This is a genomic window from Phenylobacterium sp. (assembly GCF_030651185.1).
GTDB lineage: Bacteria > Pseudomonadota > Alphaproteobacteria > Caulobacterales > Caulobacteraceae > Phenylobacterium.
This window is the reverse complement of the sequence record NZ_JAUSCJ010000022.1, coordinates 234,663-251,184: the sequence shown is the minus strand read 5'-3', so window position 1 is coordinate 251,184 and position 16,522 is coordinate 234,663. Positions and strand designations below refer to the sequence as shown.

Below are 16,522 nucleotides of genomic sequence, written 5' to 3'. Positions count from 1 at the left end.
ACGATGTCGGCCCATGTCCCCCCAGACCTCACCGGCCTGTGGCGCCGCGAGGTTATAACCACACCCAAGGGCTATCGCGACGAGACCACCCGGGTGCTGTGGCTGCAGACCCGGTCCTGGTACGCCGACATCCGGGTCAAGGCCGATCGGCCCACGCGCGACGGCGCCTTGGGTTTCGCCGACTATACCGACACCGAGCTGATCCAGATGGCCGCCGTGCAGGGGTTCGCCGGCGAGCTGACGGCCACCGGGAATGTCTGCCTGTGGCGCCGCGACCTGGACTACCAGCCCCCCAACGACTCGGTGGATGAGGCGACCTTCGCGGTGAAGGACGGCGTCATGATCGAGGACGGCATCCATTCGGAGTACCAGGAAATCTGGCGTCAGGAGGCGCTCAGCGCGACCCCTCTGGCGGCCTACAGGTTGGCCGGCGAGGCCAAGGGCCTGCTGGTGATCGCGGGCGAGTACTTCCTGGAAATCCGCGACCGGGCGACACCCCTGGCGCCGGCCGAGTCGCTCACCGCCTATGTCACCGAGGCGCTCGCGGCCGGGAAGCGCGAGGCCGCCATCGCCGCGCTCTCCATGCGGCTCTGTCATGGCAAGATCGACGGCGCCTCGCGTCAGGTGACCTTGTCGTCCTATCCCTGGCTGGAGGGGACCGACCTGGGCGCGGTGGACCCGGCCGAGTGGACGCTGATCGACTGCGACGTCCCGGCGCCTGCCCTCTCCTGAGGCGACAAACCAAGACTCCGCCAAATCGACCCTGGCGCGTTGATCGCCGCATACGCACCATGCGAATGTTATGCGCGGCTGAGCCGTCAGTCATAGTTGGATTACGCCGTGGCCCAGGACCTGCTCCCGCAACTCGCCCGCATCGGCATCAGCCTGCCCAGCAAGTTGCTGACGCAACTGGACGCCATGGTCTCGCGCCGCGGCCTTCCCAGTCGCTCGCAGATGATCGCCGAACTGATCCGCCATGAACTGGCCGACACCGAGGACGGTCTGGCCGACGGCGTCATGGCCGGCACCATCACCCTGATCTATCGCGCCGAGAGCGGCCGGGTGCGTCATGCGCTCGCCCGCGTCCAGTCCGAGTACCTCCCCGAGGTGATCTCCTCGCAGCACGTCTTTCTGGAAGAGGATCGCTCGCTGGAAGTGCTGCTGGTCCAGGGCTCCGCCGAGCGTCTGCAACAGCTCTGCGACCGGCTGCGCCGGGTCCGCGCGGTTCAGCAATTGAAACTGGTGACGACGCGCTCCCTGCTGCCGCCGCTGCATGCTCATGGGGCGGCCGAGCCCGTGGCGCCCATGCGCCGCCGGGCCGGCGCCCGCTAACCCAGTCTGTCGGCCCGCACGGTCATCGCCTGGAACAGGGCCGAACGCAGCAGCACGACCCACGGGACGGCGGCGAGGGGCTGGGTGGCTTTCGGGGTGATCTTTCGAGGGGTCATGGGAACCTCCAGGCGAGGTTCGAGGGTAGGCGCGGCGCGGGCGGCGGATATGGCGGCGCGGCCAGGACTCAGCGAACTCAACGCGCCTGCCCAATGCCTGAGCAGTAAATCGTCCGAACACGCCGATACAGGGCAGCGCCGCCCAAATTCCTCCCCCAAGCCGCAGGCCGGTTCGGGGGGGTGGATCGTGGCCAAAGGCCGCGAGACGGAGGGGGCTCGGACGCTGGGAACCCTACGGCCCTAACCCCCTCCACTGCTTCGCGGTCCCTCTCCCCCGGAGGGGAGGAATTAGACGACCTTCGCTTCCTGTCCGAAGGCCAGGGTCGCCGACACGCCGTCGCGACGGTCCTGCAGATACCCGAACGTCGCGATGGTCTGGGCCATCAGGTGGTCGCCCGACACCAGGCGCCGATAGCGGGCAGGACGCTCGTCGCTGACGAAGGCCGGGTGCGGCGCCACCACCGTCCAGTAATCGCAGGTGGCGAAGAAGGGGAAGCTGTAGCGCTCCTCGCCGACCTTGCGGACCCGGTGCGAGGTCGCGACGAACTCGCCGTTGGTCCAGGCCTCCAGCATGTCGCCGATATTGACCACGAAGGCGCCCGGGATCGGCGGGCAGTCGACCCAACGCCCCTCCCCGTTCATCACCTCCAGGCCCGGCGCGGTGCCGTGCAGCAGGGTGAAGAACTCATAGTCGGTATGGGCGCCGATCCCCTGCTGGTCAGGCTCGGCATGGGGATCGAAGGGGTAGTGGATGACGCGAAGCTGGCTGGGCGGGCAGGTCAGGTGGGCTTCGAAGGCGTCCTGGGGCAAACCCAGCGCCAGGGCGAAGCCGCCAAACAGCCGCCGGGCCAGGCCGGAGATCGCGGAATAATAGGCCTCGGCGGCGGCCTTGAAGCCCGCGTCGTCGGGCCAGAGGTTCGGCCCCATCATCGGGGCGCGGTCATCGCCGTGCGGCCAGTCGAGGCCGATGTCATAGGCCTCCTTCCTGTCGATCTTGCCGCCCGGAAAGACCTCCTCACCTTCTGGGACGTAGCCGGAGTGGTTGGTGGAGCCACCGATATAGCACCCCATTTTCACAGGCATCGGCTGGGCGAAGTAGCGCTGGGCGGCGGCCAGCAGATCGTCGATCAGGGCCGGGTTCAGCCCGTGGCCGGTGACGTGGAGAAAGCCGGCCTCCCGCGCCGCGCGGCCAAGGGCCTCGGCCACGGCCTGGCGATCAGCCGCGTCGGGCGAGCCGAGGCGGGCAATATCCACCACCGGCACAGACTGGAAATTGCGGGTCACGAGCGGTCTCCCAGGCGTCGCACGTATTACCAATTGAACTGTTCGTATTCAGTCACCCTCGACGCGAAGCGGCCGCGACGGCCCCCTCGATTGACGCCTGGACGGTCATCCGGCCGCCTCCCTGCCTCGTTTTGCGGCGCCTTTCCGCCTCTCCGCGCCGCGCACGCCGGAGCCGTGGATTATTACGATCTGCGCACTCAGTAATATCGCTCGAAAGACGGGCGAGGCCGGTCTGCGGAACAGGGGATCGAGATGACCAAGTGGCTTACCGGAGTGAAAGTCGCCGCCACGGCGGCCCTTGTCGGCCTGGCGCTCGCCGCCTGCAGCCCGAAGACGGAGACCGAGAGCGCCGCGGCGCCGGCCGCCAAGACCTACACCGTCGGCTGGACCATCTATGCCGGTTGGATGCCCTGGCCCTATGCCGAGCAGGCCGGGATCGTGAAGAAGTGGTCCGACAAGTACGGCGTCGATATCAAGCTGGTGCAGATCAACGACTATGTCGAAAGCCTCAACCAGTTCACCGCCGGCAAGCTGGACGCGGTGACCTCCACCAACATGGACGCCCTGACCATTCCGGCCGCCGCCGGTAAGGACACGACCTTCGTGATGATCGGCGACTATTCCAACGGCAATGACGGCATCGTCCTGAAGGGCGGCGCGACCCTGGCCGACATCAAGGGCCGTCCGGTCAACCTGGTGGAAAACTCCGTCTCCCACTACCTGCTGGCTCGGGGCTTGGAGAGCGCGGGCCTGAAGATGACCGACGTGAAGGTGGTCAACACGTCCGACGCCGACATCGTGGCCGCCTTCGGCGCGCCGGAGACCAAGGCTGTGGTGCCTTGGAACCCGCAGCTCACCGAAATCAAGAAGATGGCCGGGGCCAAGGAAGTGTTCGATTCGTCCAAGATCCCCGGCGAGATCCTCGACGGCATGATCATCTCCACCGAGGTGGCCAAGGCCAACCCGAACCTGGCCAAGGCCCTGGCCGGCATCTGGTACGAGACCACCATGCTGATGAACCAGCAGGACGCCGCCGGTAAGGCCGCCCGCGAGGCGATGGCCAAGATCTCCGGCACCGACCTTGCCGGCTACGAAAGCCAGCTGAAGACCACCTACCTCTACTACGATCCCAAGGCGGCGCTGGCGGCCACCACCAGTCCCGACCTGGTCACCGCCAACGACAAGGTGCGCAAGTTCAGCTTCACCGCCGGCCTGTTCGGCCAGGGCGCCAAGTCGGTGGACGACATCGGCATCGAGTTCCCGGGCGGCAAGATCCTCGGCGACCCGAAGAACGTGAAGCTGCGCTTCGACCCGACCTACGTGCAGATGGCCGCGGACGGCAAGCTCTAGGCCCCGCGCTCCAAGTACTCACTTACCCCTCTGGAGGTGACCTTCCGATGCGCCGTCTGCTGAACGCGCGGCCGCGTGTCGGGGGTCGCCTCCTTCTGGGCCTGCTGCCGATCCTGGCCCTGGTCCTGCTCTACCTGGTGATCGCCACTGCGCGGCACACCGAGAACCCCCGCGACAAGATCACCCCGATCCCGGCCGCCATGGCCGCCGGCATCCAGACCATGGCCTTCGAGCCCGATCCCCGCACCGGCGAGGTGCCGCTGGTGGCCGACACCAAGGCCAGCCTGAGCCGGCTTGGGATCGCCGTCGGGCTCGCGGCGGCCACCACCTTGGTCCTGGGCCTCACCATCGGCCTGCTCCCCTATGTGCGCGCCAGCCTCGGCCCCCTTGTGGCGACCATCTCGGTGATCCCGCCCATCGCGGTCTTGCCCATACTCTTCATCGTCTTCGGGTTGGGGGAGACCTCGAAGATCGTGCTGATCTTCGTCGGCATCACCCCGGTCATGGTCCGCGACCTCGCGACCCATGTGGCGGCCATCCCCGAGGAACAGATCGTCAAGGCCCAGACGCTCGGCGCCTCGACCTGGCTGACCCTGCTGCGGGTCGCCCTCCCCCAGGCCCTGCCGCGCTTGATCGACTCCCTGCGGCTCTCCCTTTGCCCCGCCTGGGTCTATCTGATCTCCGCCGAGGCCATCGCCTCGGACGTCGGCCTCGGCTATCGGATCTTCCTGGTCCGCCGGTACCTGGCCATGGACATCATCCTGCCCTACGTCGTCTGGATCTCGCTCTTGGCGGTGATCATGGACCTGGCCCTGCAGGCCTGGAGCCGCACCAGCTTCGCCTGGGCCCATCCGCCGCGAAACGTCCGATGAGCAAGCTGGCCTTCCGAAACGTCTGGGTCGAGTACGGTTCGAAGATCGTCCTGGAGAAGGTCGACCTGGAGGTCGCCGACGGGGCCTTCGTCTCCATCATCGGGCCGTCTGGCGCCGGCAAGTCCACCTTCCTGCGGCTGGCGCTCGGCCAGGAGGCGCCGACGCGGGGCTCGATTCTGCTGGACGGCGAGCCGCTGTCGCCCGAGCCCGGCCCCGACCGTGGCGTGGTCTTCCAGCGCTACTCGGTGTTCCCGCACATGAACGCCCTCGACAACGTCACCTTCGGCCTGGACTGCGCGGGCTCCCCCCTGCGCGGTCGGCTGGGGGGCAAGGACAAGAAACTGGCCCGCGAGGCGGCCAAGGCCCTGCTGGCCCGCGTCGGGCTGGAGCACAATTTCAAGACCTATCCGCGCGCGCTGTCGGGGGGCATGCAGCAGCGGCTGGCCCTCGCCCAGGCCCTGATCACCCGGCCGCGCATCCTGCTCCTCGACGAGCCCTTCGGCGCATTGGACCCAGGCGTGCGCCTGGACATGCACGCCCTGATCACCGAGCTGTGGACCGAGCACAAACTCACCATCCTGATGGTCACCCACGACATCAAGGAGGCCTTCAAGCTGGGCACCCGCGTGGTGGCCTTCGACAAGCGCCGCCACGATCCCCAGGCGCCGCACCGCTACGGCTCGACCGCGGTCTACGACTTCCCGCTGGACGACAAGAAGAGCCGCGCCGTGCCGCCGGTTCTGAAGGGCCTCGTGAGCACTTAACGGACCTTCAGGGCCAGGATCACCAGCAGGGCCGAGAGGCCGAGGTGCACCAGCATGAAGCGCACCAGCACCTGGGTGTTGGACCAGCCCAGTTCCTTGCGGCAATGGTCGTGCAGGGGGAAGCGGATGCCGGCCAGAATCTTCAGGCCGAAGAACCGCAGCAGGGCGACCTTCACCAGGCCCGTGGCGCCGTTCATCAGGATCACCGAGCCCACCAGCAGCAGGAACAGCGGGTTGTTGGTGGCCACCACCAGCATGCCGATCAGCAGACCCAGCGGCCGCGATCCGGCATCCCCCATCAGCACCAGGCTGGGGGCGGCGTTGTACCAGAGGTAGCCGGCCACGCAGCCCACCATCAGGAAGGCCATGATCGCCCAGTTGGCGCCCTCGCGGGTGAAGGGGACGTTGAGGTGTCCGGCCACCACCTCGTTGCCGAGCACCGCGTAGAGCAGGCCGCCCAGCAGCAGGATGGCGGTGCCGGTCAGACTGCCCGACACCCCGTCCACCCCGTCGGAGCAGTTGGTGGCGTTGATGGAAAGCCAGATCAGGCCCGAGGCCAGCGGAATGGAGAGCCAGGGGCCGAGGATGAGGGTCCCCTTCCAGATCGGCAGCCAGATGGTGACGGGCTCAAAGCCGCAGATCACCATGGCCGCGCCGACTGCGATGGCCGCGTCCATCAGGGCCAGCTGGTACTCCGAGAAACCGCCGCGCCGATCGTCGAAATAGCCCACCAGCATGGCCGCCACCATCAACGGCAGGGTGAGGAGGCATCGCGCGCCAAAGGGCACGAAGATCAGACAGGCCAGGCAGAAAATGCTGACGAAGATCAGGCCTGCGCTGATCGGCTTGCCCACGCTCATCTCGGCGTTGACAGCGAAGGCGCGGCCCCGGTCGGTGGGCAGGCGCGACCAGAGCCTGGGCAGAAGAATCCAGGTGGAGAGCGCGCAGAGCGCGAAGCCGATGCCCGCCAGGAAGAAGAAGGACTCGAAGAGCCGCAGAGGTCCCCAGGCGTAGCCCAGGGTCGAATGGATCCAGCTCAGCATGGCGGCCTTGTTGTCGAGAGGAGCGTCGGCTCCCTTCTATCAAGGCTCCGCTGTGATCCGCTAGGCCGGCAGCTTGGCGATATAGGCGCGCCAGCCGCCCAGGGCCGTGATGTCCTCTGCGCCGACGATGGCGCGAGGTTCGGCGACGAAGCCCTTCACCGAGCCGCCCCCCTCCAGGGTGACGGTGCCGATGGCGAGCGGCGCGGGCACCTCGACGACGAAGCTGCCGAAGGCCTCGACGCCCATCTCGTAGACCTCCACCTCGATGGCCCCGCCGCCCTCGCCCACATGGATCAGAGCCGGCTTGAACGGCGTGGTGTTGGTCATGGCGAACAGCCTGTAGGCCGGGGCGGTCTTGGTGCGGCTGATCAGCTTGGCCTCGCGGGAGGTGAGCTGCCAGTGCAGCGGCATGCCGGCCAGGTGGGCGCCGACCACGGCGAGCTTCACGGTCTGGGCCTTTCCGGTGGCGTCGAGGACAGGGGCGTCGGGCATGGGGGAGATCTCCTCGTAGCGGCGGGCCAGGTCGAGCAGGAGGTTGTCGGCCCAGGCCTGACCCACCAGGGTGACGCCGAAGCCGGTGTCGTTGTCGCGGAACCCGGCCGGGACCGCGATGGCGCTCATGTCCAGCAGGTTGACGAAGTTGGTGTAGAGGCCGAGCGCCCCGTTCAGGGCGAAGGGCTCAGCCATGACCTCGCGCAGGCGGTAGATGGTCGGCGTGGTGGGCAGCAGCAGGACGTCGACCTGGGGCCAGATCGCCTCAGCCGCCCGAGCGTGGTCGGCGAGCGCATAGAGGCCGCGGAAGGTGTCCACGCCTGTGACCCCGAAGCCGCCCTGCAGGATGGCGCGGACCGTGGGGTTCACGGCCGCCGGGGTCTCGCGGAGCAGGGACTCGGTGGCGGCGGTGCGTTCGGCCACCCACGGGCCGCTGTAGAGCAGCTTGGCCGCCTCCAGCAGGGGCTCGATGTCGATCTCGACCGGGACGCCGCCGGTGGCGGTGAGGCGTTCGACCGCCTTGGCGTAGAAGGCCTGGGCCTGGTCATCGCCCATGAAGATCAGTTGATCCGCCTTCGGAACCCCGAACCGGAAGCTCGGCCCCAGCAGGGCGGGCGCGGCTGGCGCGGGCCGCGAATAGGCGTCGGTGGGATCGAAGGCCGCCACGACGCTGTCCACCAGAGCCGCGTCGGCGACGTCGTTGGCCAGCACGGTGACGCAGTCGAGGGAGCGGCAGGCCGGCACAACGCCCGAGGTGCTCCAGCGGCCCTTGGTGGGCTTGAAGCCGATCAGGCCGTTGAAGGCCGCCGGCACCCGGCCCGAGCCCGCCGTGTCGGTGCCCAGCGCGAAAGCCACGAGCCCCGCCGCTACGGCCACCGCCGACCCGGAACTCGACCCGCCGCTGACATAGGCCAGGTTGTAGACGCAGGCCGGCGCGCCATAGGGGCTGCGGGCGCCCACCAGGCCGGTGGCGAACTGGTCCAGGTTGGTCTTGCCCATCAGGATCGCGCCCGCCGCCAGCAGCCGGGCGACGACGGTGGCGGTCGCCTGCGGCTCGTAGGCGTAGGCGGGGCAGGCCGCCGTGGTGGGCAGGCCCGCCACGTCGATATTGTCCTTCACCGCGAAGGGCACGCCGGCCAGGGGCAACGTCTCGCCCGCCGCGACGCGGGCGTCGATGGCGCGGGCCTGGGCCAGGACGACTTGCGGATCTGGCCGCATGATCCAGGCGTGGGCCTGAACCTCGTCATAGGCGGCGATGGAGTCCAGGGCCTCGGCGATGACGGCCTCGGCGGAACGCTTGCCGCTGGAGACGTCGGACGCGATGGCGGCGATGGAGAGACGGGTCATGGGATTTCAGGCCGGTTCGAGGGCGATCATCGGGGCGCCCGGCGCAATGGGCTGGCGTTCCTGGGCATAGACCTGGCGGACCACGCCGGCGCTGGGGCTGGCCACGTCGCACTCGGTCTTCATGGCCTCGATGACCGCGATGATCGCACCCTTCTCCACGTGGTCGCCCACCTCGACGAGCATCTTCCAGACGCTGCCGCCCAGGGGCGCCTCGACGAATTCCGAACCGCCGGGCGCCTCGAAGGCGGCGGCGGGCGCGTCATCGATGGCTTCGCTGGAGAGCGCCTCGACCCGGGCGAACTCGCCCTTCACCTCCCAATCGGCCCGCTCGGCCTCGAAGGCGGCCTGGCGGGTCGCCTGGAAGGCCTCGATGGACTCGGCGTTGTCGGCCATCATCCTGCGGTAGTCGGAAAGCCGGAAGGTCTCCTCGTCGATGCGGATCTCGCGGCGGCCCAGGGGGAAGTCGCGGCGCCATTCGGTGAGCTCCTCGTGGCTGACGGGGAAGAACCGGATCTGGTCGAAGAACCGCAGCAGCCAGGGCTTGCCCTCGGTGAAGGCGTTGGTCTGGCGATAGGTGTTCCACACCTGGATGGTGCGCCCGAACAGCTGGTAGCCGCCCGGCCCCTCCATCCCATAGATGCACATATAGGCCCCGCCGATGCCCACCACGTTGGGCGGGGTCCAGGTGCGGGCGGGGTTGTACTTCGTCGTGACAAGCCGGTGGCGCGGATCGACCGGGGTGGCCACCGGCGCGCCCAGATAGACGTCCCCCAGGCCCATCACCAGGTAGCGGGCGTCGAAGACGATGCGGTGGACGTCGTCCTCGCTCTCCAGGCCGTTGATGCGCCGGATGAACTCGATGTTGTCCGGGCACCAGGGGGCGTCGTCGCGCACCGAGGCCATGTACTTGTCGATGGTCTCGTAGATCGCCGGGTCCTTCCAGGACAGCGGCAGGTGGATCACCCGGCTGGGGATCTCGAAGTCGTCGAGCCCCCCCAGGCGCTCTTCCATGTCGGCGAGCGTCTGCAGCAGGCCGACCTGGGGCAGGACGCGGCTGTCATAGTGGACCTGCAGCGAGCGGATGCCGGGCGTGATGTCGATGACGCCGGGCAGGGCCTTGGCCTGGAGTTCCAGCATCAAAGCGTGGATGCGCAGGCGCAGTTCGAGGTCCAGAACGATGGGGCCGTATTCGACCAGGAGGTGCCGGTCCCCCTGGCGGCGGTAAACCACCTGGGGCCGGTGACCGGTGGCTTCGATGACCGCCAGCACCGGATTGATGATGTCGCCCCCGGGCAGTTCGCGATGCGGCGCAGGAGTCGGCGGCGGGCCGGGCTCCAGGCTGGCCACCAGCCGGTCCAGCTCGGCCTCGGCCAGGGTGGCGGCGGTGTCGTCCACCACGTCGAAGCTGACGGTGTCGCCGGGCGCCAGTTGGCCCACCTTCCACAGGTCGGCCTGGATCACCACGAAGGGGCAGACGAACCCGCCGAGCGACGGCCCGTCCGGCCCCAGGATGATCGGCATGTCGCCGGTGAAGTCGACAGCGCCGATGGCGTAGGCGTTGTCGTGGATGTTGGAGGGATGCAGCCCCGCCTCGCCGCCGTCGCGCCGCGCCCAGTGCGGCTTGGGGCCGATCAGGCGCACGCCGGTGCGGTTGGAATTGTAGTGCACCTTCCACTCGGCCGAGCGGACCATGGCGATGTCGCCGGGGGTGAAGAAGTCCGGCGCGCCGTGCGGTCCCGCCAGCACCCGGATCGCCCAGGCCTTGCCGAGCTTGGGCCGCGCGGACGGCGCCAGCGGCTGGGCGACATCCTCGACCTGCGCGTCGCCCAGGTGCAGCACGTCGCCGGCCGCCAGGGTGCGCCCCGCATGACCGCCGAAGCCGCCGAGGGTGAAGCTCGAGCGGCTGCCGAGATAGGCCGGGATATCCAGCCCGCCGCGCACCAGCAGATAGGCCCGCAGGCCCGCGCCCTTCACCCGGGCGATCTTCAGGGTCTGGCCCGCCGCGATGGCAAACGGCGCGTAGGTGGCCACCGGCTCGCCATCGAGACGGGCCTCCAGTTCGGCGCCGGTCAGGCAGACCACGGCCTCGTGGTTGAAGATCAGGCTGGGGCCCAGCGCGGTGATCTCCAACCCCGCCGCAGTCTCCGGATTGCCCAGAAGCTTGTTGCCCAGCCGGAAGGCGAGCGCATCCATCGGCCCCGACGGCGGTACGCCCACGTCCCAGTAGCCGAGGCGGCCCGGATAGTCCTGGACCGTGGTGGCCGGGCCGCCGCTCAGCACCCGGATGGTGCGGGGCTTGAACACGATGTCGGCCAGAGCACGGGTCGAGACCTCGCCGCTGACGAAGGCTTCGCTGCGCGCCACCTGGCGCAGCCATTCGAGGTTGGTCTCCAGGCCGTAGAGGGCGGTGCGGTCCAGGGCCTGCTGCAGGGCGCGGACGGCCGTCTCTCGGTCGTCGGCAGTGACGATCAGCTTGGCCAGCAGGGGGTCGTAGTGGGCGCTGACCTCAGAGCCGTCGGTGATCCAGGTGTCGACCCGGACGCCCTCCGGGAAGCTGGCCTTGGTGAGCACGCCTGAGGAGGGCCTGTAGTCCTGGCCCGGATCCTCGGCATAGAGCCGGGCCTGGATCGAGGCGCCCTTGGCGGCGCCGTCGAAGCTGTCGAGGAAGGCGTAGTCGCCGGCCGCCCCGCGGATCATCCATTCGACGAGATCGACGCCGGTGACCTGCTCGGTCACCCCGTGCTCGACCTGCAGCCGGGTGTTGACCTCCAGGAAGAAGAAGTCGTCCCGCTCGGCGTCGTAGAGGAACTCGACGGTGCCGGCGGAGCGATAGTCGGCGGCCTCGCACAGACGGACGGCGGCGGCCATGAGGGCGGCGCGGGTGGCGACCGGCAGGTGCGGGGCGGGCGTCTCCTCGATGACCTTCTGGTTGCGGCGCTGCAGGGAGCAGTCGCGCTCGCCCAGCGCCACGACCTTGCCGGCGCCGTCGCCGAACACCTGGACCTCGATGTGGCGCGCCTTGCGCACATATCGCTCCAGGAACACCCCGGCGTCGGAGAAGTTGGAGCCCGCCAGCCGCGCCACGGCGGCGAAGGCCTCGGCCACGGCCTCTGGCGTTTCGCAGACCCGCATGCCGATGCCGCCGCCCCCGGCCGTGGCCTTGAGGATCACCGGGAAGCCGATCCGCTCGGCCGCCTCGCGGGCCACTTCGGCGTCGGTGAGCAGGTCGGTGCCGGGCGCCAGGGGCACACCCTGGGCCTGAGCCAGGTCGCGGGCGGTGTGCTTGAGGCCAAAGGCCAGGATATTGGCCGGGGTCGGGCCGATAAAGGCGATCCCCGCCGCCTCGCAGCGCTCTGCGAAATTGGTGTTCTCGCTGAGGAAGCCGTAGCCCGGATGGATGGCCTGGGCGCCCGTGGCCTGGGCCGCGGCCAGGATGGCGTCGATGTCGAGATAGGACTGGGCGGCGGCCGCGGGGCCGATGTGCACGGCCTCGTCGGCCTGGGAGACATGCAGGCTGCCGGCGTCGGCGTCGGAGAACACCGCCACGGAGCCAACCCCCATGGTCTTCAGGGTACGAATGATCCGGCAGGCGATGGCGCCCCGGTTGGCGATCAGGACCTTGGTGAACAACCGCCCTACCCCGCGATGATCATGCGCACGGGCGTCGGATTGAAGCCGTTGCAGGGATTGTTGATCTGCGGACAGTTGGAGACGATGGCCACCAGGTCCATCTCCGCGCGCAGGTCCACATAGAGGCCCGGCGCCGAGATGCCGTCGACGATGCCCAGCGCCCCATCGGCCTCCACCGGCACGTTCATGAACCAGTTGATGTTGGAGACCATGTCGCGTTTGCCGCGCCCGTGCTTGGCGTTGGCCTGCAGGAAGTTCTCGACGCAGGCGTGCTGGCTCTTGGTGTGGTGGCCATAGCGCAGGGTGTTGCTCTCGCACGAGCAGGCGCCACCGATGGTGTCGTGATAGGCCACAGAGGTGGCGGTGACGGTGGCCATCGCATTGCCCTCATTGGACAGCAGCACCGAGCCGTTGCGCAGGAAGATGTTCCCCTGCGCGGCCATGGTGTCCTGGGCCGAGTAGCGCTCGGCGTCGTCGGCCAGCGCATACATCAGGAAGTCCACGGCCTGGTTGCCCTCCAGGTCGACGATGCGCAGGGTCTGGCCCTTGCGCACCACAGCGTCCCAGGGCGCGCGGGCCGGGACGACGTCGTCCCGGGCGATGGGTCCGGTCAGGCCGTCCAGGGGGCTACTCATCGGCTGTACTCGGCCTCGACGTTCAGGAAGGCCCGCTGGCCCTCCGGGGTGGCGTTGCGGATGGGGTCGTCCGCCGGGGTCACCGGGCCGCGCCAGGCGGCGACCCGCAGGGGCGTGACGCTGTAGTCCGACCGCGCGTCCAACACGTGGGGGCAGTTGGCCAGCACCACGATCAGGTCCATCTCGGCCCGCAGGGTCAGGCTCCGGCTGCCGGCGAAGGGGCCATGTTGTGGGGTCAGCGACCCGTCGGCCTCCACCTTCACGCCCTTGAACCAGTTGAGGCAGGGGTGGATGTCCCGGCGGCCCAGGCCGAACTTGGCGAGCGCCAGACTGAAGCGGTCCCGCGCATTCGGGTGCGGCCCCCAGTTGTCGCCGGTCCCGTACCTGGCGGCGTTGGTCATTTGGTTGGAAGCCCCGCAGAAGGCGTCGTGGGTTCCCGCGCCATCCTCCAGCACGCTGAACATCACCTTGCCCATGTCCGACAGGACCAGCTTGCCGGCCCCCAGATAGGCGTTCCACTGGACCTTCAGGGTGTCGGCCACGTTCAGCCGCTCGATGGGCCGCTCGGCGTTGAACACCAGCATCGAGGCGCAGGCGTCGCCGGCCAGGTCGGTGAGCTGCAGCCGCGCGCCGCGGTCCAGGCGCTTGGCGGCGTAGCCACCCGGCGCGACGGTCTCGGCCCAAAGCATGTCGGCCGGCGACACTTCGACCGGCAGGTCGGTCGCCGAACTCGCGGGCACGGTGGGCATGGCCTCGACCTGCGTCCCGGCCATGGCCCGGGCGTGGGCCTGGGCGGCATAGGGGTTGGCGGTGTCGGTCATGTCGCGTCCTCGGGATCGAACAGGGCATGCAGGGGCGGCAGCAGAGCGGTGGTGGTCACCAGCTTCAGCTGCTGCACGCCCCGGATTTTGCGCAGCTCGTCGCAGAGGTCCCGCAGGCGCTCCGACGGCCCCTGGACCAGGAGCACCTCCAGGGACTGGTCGTCCTCCAGGAAGACGTGCTGGGAGGAAATCACCTCCTCCAGATAGGCCTGCTGGGCCTGGGCCAGCGCCTGGCGGACCCGGCCGCTCTCAGTGCGGTAGATCAGGGTGATGGCGCCCGCCAGGACCGTCGCGGGCCGGGTCTCGCCATGCTCGGCCAGTTCGTGGCGGATCAGTTCGGCGATCATCTGAGACCGGCTGGGCAGGCCGCGTTCGGTGACCATGGCGTCGAGCTGGGCCACCAGTTCGGCGGGCATGCTCAGACTCAATCGCGCCAGGGGAAGGGTTTCGACGTTCATGCGCCGATGTGCGGTCAGTATTACGATCCGCTCAAATCGTAATACGTCACCAACGACATCAACTCGTCCGGCGCCCGTCTCCTAGGCAGTGGCGGGTCCGGGCGCCTATCATCGCGGCGATGACCTCAGGGGAGCTCGAGGCTCTCGATATAGGCGGCGATGTCATCGGCCTCGCCGGCGGTCAGACCGATCTTGGGCATGTCGTAGTGGCGGCCCTCAGCGATGTTCTCCATGCGCTGCTGGAAGCTCAGGGCGGTCATGCCCCGCCGCATGTCGCGAAACGGGGTTGAGGGGGACCGGGGGCTCTCGCCGTAGAGGCCCAGGCCATGACAGCCGCCGCAACGGAGTTCGGCCAGGTCTCGGCCGCGTTCGACCGCCACATCCGCGGCAGGTCGGCTTGGCGACGGGGTCGATGCGGCGGCGCTGGCGCAGGCCGCGACAAGCAACAGCGGCGCGCAGAGCCGGCCAATGGCGCGAATCCTCAGCACCCTTGTCATCCCATCGATCCTCCGTTGGCGCTCGGAAAGGCGCTCCGCAGCCCATTCTCTCGAATGCGAAATATCCAGGGGGAACCGAGCCGGCGCCTTGACCGAGATCAACGCGCCGGGGGCGCCCGTCGAGCCTGGACACGGTCGGAATATAATGACACGTTGAGTGCCAATATATAAAAGCGATCTGATCGTCGTAGGGGAAACCGATGAAGAAGCGCATCTGGCTGGGCGCCACCGCCCTGGTGATCGCCGCCGGCGTCGGCGTCGCGTCGATGAACAAGCCGGCCATCATTGGGATGATCGCTCGTGCGAGGCTGCCGCACATCGAACCCAACCGTCCGGTGAACTGGGCCCAGGGCCCAACAGCCCCGGCGCCCGGCGAAGCGCCGCCGAACGTGGTCTTCATCCTCGTCGACGACATGGGCTTCAACGACATCACCATCAACGGCGGGGGGGTGGCGGGTGGCGTCGTCCCCACGCCGAACATCGATTCCATCGGTCGCGACGGGGTCGACTTCACCAACGGCTATGCCGGCAACGCCACCTGCGCCCCGTCCCGGGCGGCCATCATGACCGGCCGCTACCCCACGCGCTTCGGCTTCGAATTCACACCAGCCCCCGTCGGCTTCGCCAAGCTGGTGGGCACCGAGGCGGAGCCGGACTCCATCGTCAAACCGAAGTTCTTCGGCGACCGGGTCAAGGACATGCCCCCCGGCAGCACCGCGCCGTCGCCCACCGCCGTCAACACCCTGAGCGTGCCCGCCAGTGAAGTGACCATAGCTGAGGTCCTGAAGACCCGCGGCTACCACACCATTCACCTGGGCAAGTGGCACCTGGGCGGGGCGGAAGGGTCGCGTCCCGAGGCGCAGGGTTTCGACGAGAGCCTGGGCTTTATCGCCGGCGGCTCGATGTACCTGCCGGAAAAGGCGCCTGACGTGGTCAACGCCAAGCAGCCCTGGGACCCCATCGACCGCTTCCTGTGGCCGAACCTTCCCTATCAGGTGCAGTACAACAACTCGGCCATGTTCGCGCCGAAGGGCTACATGACCGACTACCTCACCGATGAGGCGGTGAGCGCGATCAAGGCCAACAAGAACCGGCCATTCTTCATGTACTACGCGCCGAACGCCATCCATACGCCGCTGCAGGCCACCAAGGCCGACTATGACGCCCTGCCCCAGATCAAGGATCACCGCTTGCGGGTCTATGCCGCCATGGTCCGCAACCTGGACCGCAATGTGGGCCGCGTGCTGCAGACCCTGAAGGACGAGGGCCTGGACGACAACACCCTGGTGATCTTCACCAGCGACAACGGCGGCGCGGGCTATGTCGGCCTGCCGGAGATCAACCGCCCCTATCGCGGCTTCAAGTCGACCTTCTTCGAAGGCGGCATCCGCGCGCCCTTCTTCATGCGCTGGCCCGCCAAGATCGCGCCGGGCTCCCGCTACGCCAGCCCGGTCAGCCACATCGACATCTTCGCCACGGCCGCCGGGGCAGCCGGAGCGGCGGTCCCCACCGACCGGGTGATCGATGGCGTCGACCTGACGCCCTATCTGCAGGGCAAGGCCACGGGCCGCCCGCACCAGACTCTGTTCTGGCGCTCAGGCCAATACAGCAGCGTTCTAGACGGCGAGTGGAAACTTCAGGTCAGCGGCGCCCGGGACAAGGTCTGGCTCTACGACCTGGCCGCCGACCCCACCGAGCAGCGCGACCTCTCCAAGACCAATCCAGAGAAGGTGGCGGCGCTGAAGGCCCTGCTGAAGGCCCAGGACGCGCAGACGAAAAAGCCCATGTGGCCGTCCCTGCTCCAGGGTCCGGTCTTCATCGACCACCCGAGTGGCCAGCCGCAGAAGGCGGGCGAGGAATACATCCTCTGGGACAATTGAT

General features: G+C 68.5%; 14 protein-coding genes. 6 read left to right on the top strand and 8 right to left on the bottom strand.

The window, feature by feature from the left end; all coding sequences use genetic code 11:
* The first annotated feature begins 3 nt into the window (after positions 1 to 3).
* Both Q7J39_RS10165 and Q7J39_RS10160 read left to right on the top strand, forming a co-directional pair.
* Positions 4 to 732 carry a hypothetical protein gene (locus Q7J39_RS10165; RefSeq protein ID WP_304823826.1) on the top strand — a complete coding sequence of 243 codons (729 nt, stop codon included), beginning with the start codon at positions 4 to 6 and terminating at the stop codon, positions 730 to 732.
* A 108-nt stretch (positions 733 to 840) separates the two neighbouring features.
* Complete coding sequence (locus tag Q7J39_RS10160; RefSeq protein WP_304823823.1) at positions 841 to 1,332, top strand: CopG family ribbon-helix-helix protein; 492 nt, start codon at positions 841 to 843, stop codon at positions 1,330 to 1,332.
* A 404-nt stretch (positions 1,333 to 1,736) separates the two neighbouring features.
* Here Q7J39_RS10160 and Q7J39_RS10155 read toward each other — a convergent pair whose 3' ends face one another.
* Positions 1,737 to 2,732 (bottom strand): isopenicillin N synthase family oxygenase, encoded by a 996-nt coding sequence (locus Q7J39_RS10155; RefSeq protein ID WP_304823820.1) that lies wholly within the window; start codon positions 2,730 to 2,732, stop codon positions 1,737 to 1,739.
* 252 nt (positions 2,733 to 2,984) lie between these two features.
* Here Q7J39_RS10155 and Q7J39_RS10150 point away from each other — a divergent pair, with 252 nt between their 5' ends.
* From Q7J39_RS10150 to Q7J39_RS10140, 3 genes are read left to right on the top strand one after another with little or no spacing between them, the layout of a single operon-like run.
* Positions 2,985 to 4,082 carry a putative urea ABC transporter substrate-binding protein gene (locus Q7J39_RS10150; RefSeq protein ID WP_304823817.1) on the top strand — a complete coding sequence of 366 codons (1,098 nt, stop codon included), beginning with the start codon at positions 2,985 to 2,987 and terminating at the stop codon, positions 4,080 to 4,082.
* Between the two features lie 47 nt (positions 4,083 to 4,129).
* Positions 4,130 to 4,954 carry an ABC transporter permease gene (locus Q7J39_RS10145; protein WP_304823813.1) on the top strand — a complete coding sequence of 275 codons (825 nt, stop codon included), beginning with the start codon at positions 4,130 to 4,132 and terminating at the stop codon, positions 4,952 to 4,954.
* On the top strand, positions 4,951 to 5,718 hold the full coding sequence (locus Q7J39_RS10140) for an ABC transporter ATP-binding protein (RefSeq protein WP_304823809.1): 768 nt from the start codon (positions 4,951 to 4,953) through the stop codon (positions 5,716 to 5,718). The genes Q7J39_RS10145 and Q7J39_RS10140 overlap by 4 nt, the downstream gene beginning before the upstream one ends.
* Here the strand turns inward: Q7J39_RS10140 and Q7J39_RS10135 are convergent.
* From Q7J39_RS10135 to Q7J39_RS10105, 7 genes are all read right to left on the bottom strand, one after another.
* Positions 5,715 to 6,761: a hypothetical protein gene (locus tag Q7J39_RS10135; protein ID WP_304823806.1), complete on the bottom strand. Its 1,047-nt coding sequence runs from the start codon at positions 6,759 to 6,761 to the stop codon at positions 5,715 to 5,717. The two genes, Q7J39_RS10140 and Q7J39_RS10135, sit on opposite strands and share 4 nt — an antisense overlap.
* A 60-nt stretch (positions 6,762 to 6,821) precedes the next feature.
* Positions 6,822 to 8,600: an allophanate hydrolase gene (atzF, locus tag Q7J39_RS10130; protein ID WP_304823803.1), complete on the bottom strand. Its 1,779-nt coding sequence runs from the start codon at positions 8,598 to 8,600 to the stop codon at positions 6,822 to 6,824.
* A 6-nt stretch (positions 8,601 to 8,606) separates the two neighbouring features.
* Entirely contained in the window at positions 8,607 to 12,230 is a 3,624-nt protein-coding gene (gene uca / locus Q7J39_RS10125; protein ID WP_304823800.1) for an urea carboxylase, read from the bottom strand.
* A 5-nt stretch (positions 12,231 to 12,235) separates the two neighbouring features.
* Entirely contained in the window at positions 12,236 to 12,865 is a 630-nt protein-coding gene (locus Q7J39_RS10120) for an urea amidolyase associated protein UAAP2 (RefSeq protein WP_304823797.1), read from the bottom strand.
* A complete protein-coding gene (locus tag Q7J39_RS10115) occupies positions 12,862 to 13,686 on the bottom strand; it encodes an urea amidolyase associated protein UAAP1 (RefSeq protein WP_304823794.1) in 825 nt (274 codons plus the stop codon). Before Q7J39_RS10115 ends, Q7J39_RS10120 begins: the two co-directional genes overlap by 4 nt.
* The gene (locus tag Q7J39_RS10110; protein ID WP_304823791.1) at positions 13,683 to 14,144 is read right to left on the bottom strand and encodes a CopG family ribbon-helix-helix protein; all 462 of its coding nucleotides are present in this window, start codon (positions 14,142 to 14,144) and stop codon (positions 13,683 to 13,685) included. The genes Q7J39_RS10115 and Q7J39_RS10110 overlap by 4 nt, the downstream gene beginning before the upstream one ends.
* Before the next feature lie 125 nt (positions 14,145 to 14,269).
* On the bottom strand, positions 14,270 to 14,632 hold the full coding sequence (locus tag Q7J39_RS10105; RefSeq protein WP_304823788.1) for a cytochrome c: 363 nt from the start codon (positions 14,630 to 14,632) through the stop codon (positions 14,270 to 14,272).
* A gap of 209 nt (positions 14,633 to 14,841) precedes the next feature.
* On the opposite strand from Q7J39_RS10105, the gene Q7J39_RS10100 reads away from it, so the two are divergent.
* The gene (locus tag Q7J39_RS10100) at positions 14,842 to 16,521 is read left to right on the top strand and encodes a sulfatase-like hydrolase/transferase (protein ID WP_304823785.1); all 1,680 of its coding nucleotides are present in this window, start codon (positions 14,842 to 14,844) and stop codon (positions 16,519 to 16,521) included.
* Position 16,522 lies beyond the last annotated feature (1 nt).

What these genes read in the sequence shown, in the direction of transcription:
- Q7J39_RS10140 (WP_304823809.1), top strand. Translation starts at nt 4,951, where the DNA reads ATGAGCAAGCTGGCCTTCCGAAACGTCTGGGTCGAGTACGGTTCGAAG.
- atzF (WP_304823803.1), bottom strand. Translation starts at nt 8,600, where the DNA reads ATGACCCGTCTCTCCATCGCCGCCATCGCGTCCGACGTCTCCAGCGGC.
- Q7J39_RS10120 (WP_304823797.1), bottom strand. Translation starts at nt 12,865, where the DNA reads ATGAGTAGCCCCCTGGACGGCCTGACCGGACCCATCGCCCGGGACGAC.
- Q7J39_RS10150 (WP_304823817.1), top strand. Translation starts at nt 2,985, where the DNA reads ATGACCAAGTGGCTTACCGGAGTGAAAGTCGCCGCCACGGCGGCCCTT.
- Q7J39_RS10115 (WP_304823794.1), bottom strand. Translation starts at nt 13,686, where the DNA reads ATGACCGACACCGCCAACCCCTATGCCGCCCAGGCCCACGCCCGGGCC.
- Q7J39_RS10110 (WP_304823791.1), bottom strand. Translation starts at nt 14,144, where the DNA reads ATGAACGTCGAAACCCTTCCCCTGGCGCGATTGAGTCTGAGCATGCCC.
- Q7J39_RS10135 (WP_304823806.1), bottom strand. Translation starts at nt 6,761, where the DNA reads ATGCTGAGCTGGATCCATTCGACCCTGGGCTACGCCTGGGGACCTCTG.
- Q7J39_RS10100 (WP_304823785.1), top strand. Translation starts at nt 14,842, where the DNA reads ATGAAGAAGCGCATCTGGCTGGGCGCCACCGCCCTGGTGATCGCCGCC.
- Q7J39_RS10145 (WP_304823813.1), top strand. Translation starts at nt 4,130, where the DNA reads ATGCGCCGTCTGCTGAACGCGCGGCCGCGTGTCGGGGGTCGCCTCCTT.
- Q7J39_RS10165 (WP_304823826.1), top strand. Translation starts at nt 4, where the DNA reads ATGTCGGCCCATGTCCCCCCAGACCTCACCGGCCTGTGGCGCCGCGAG.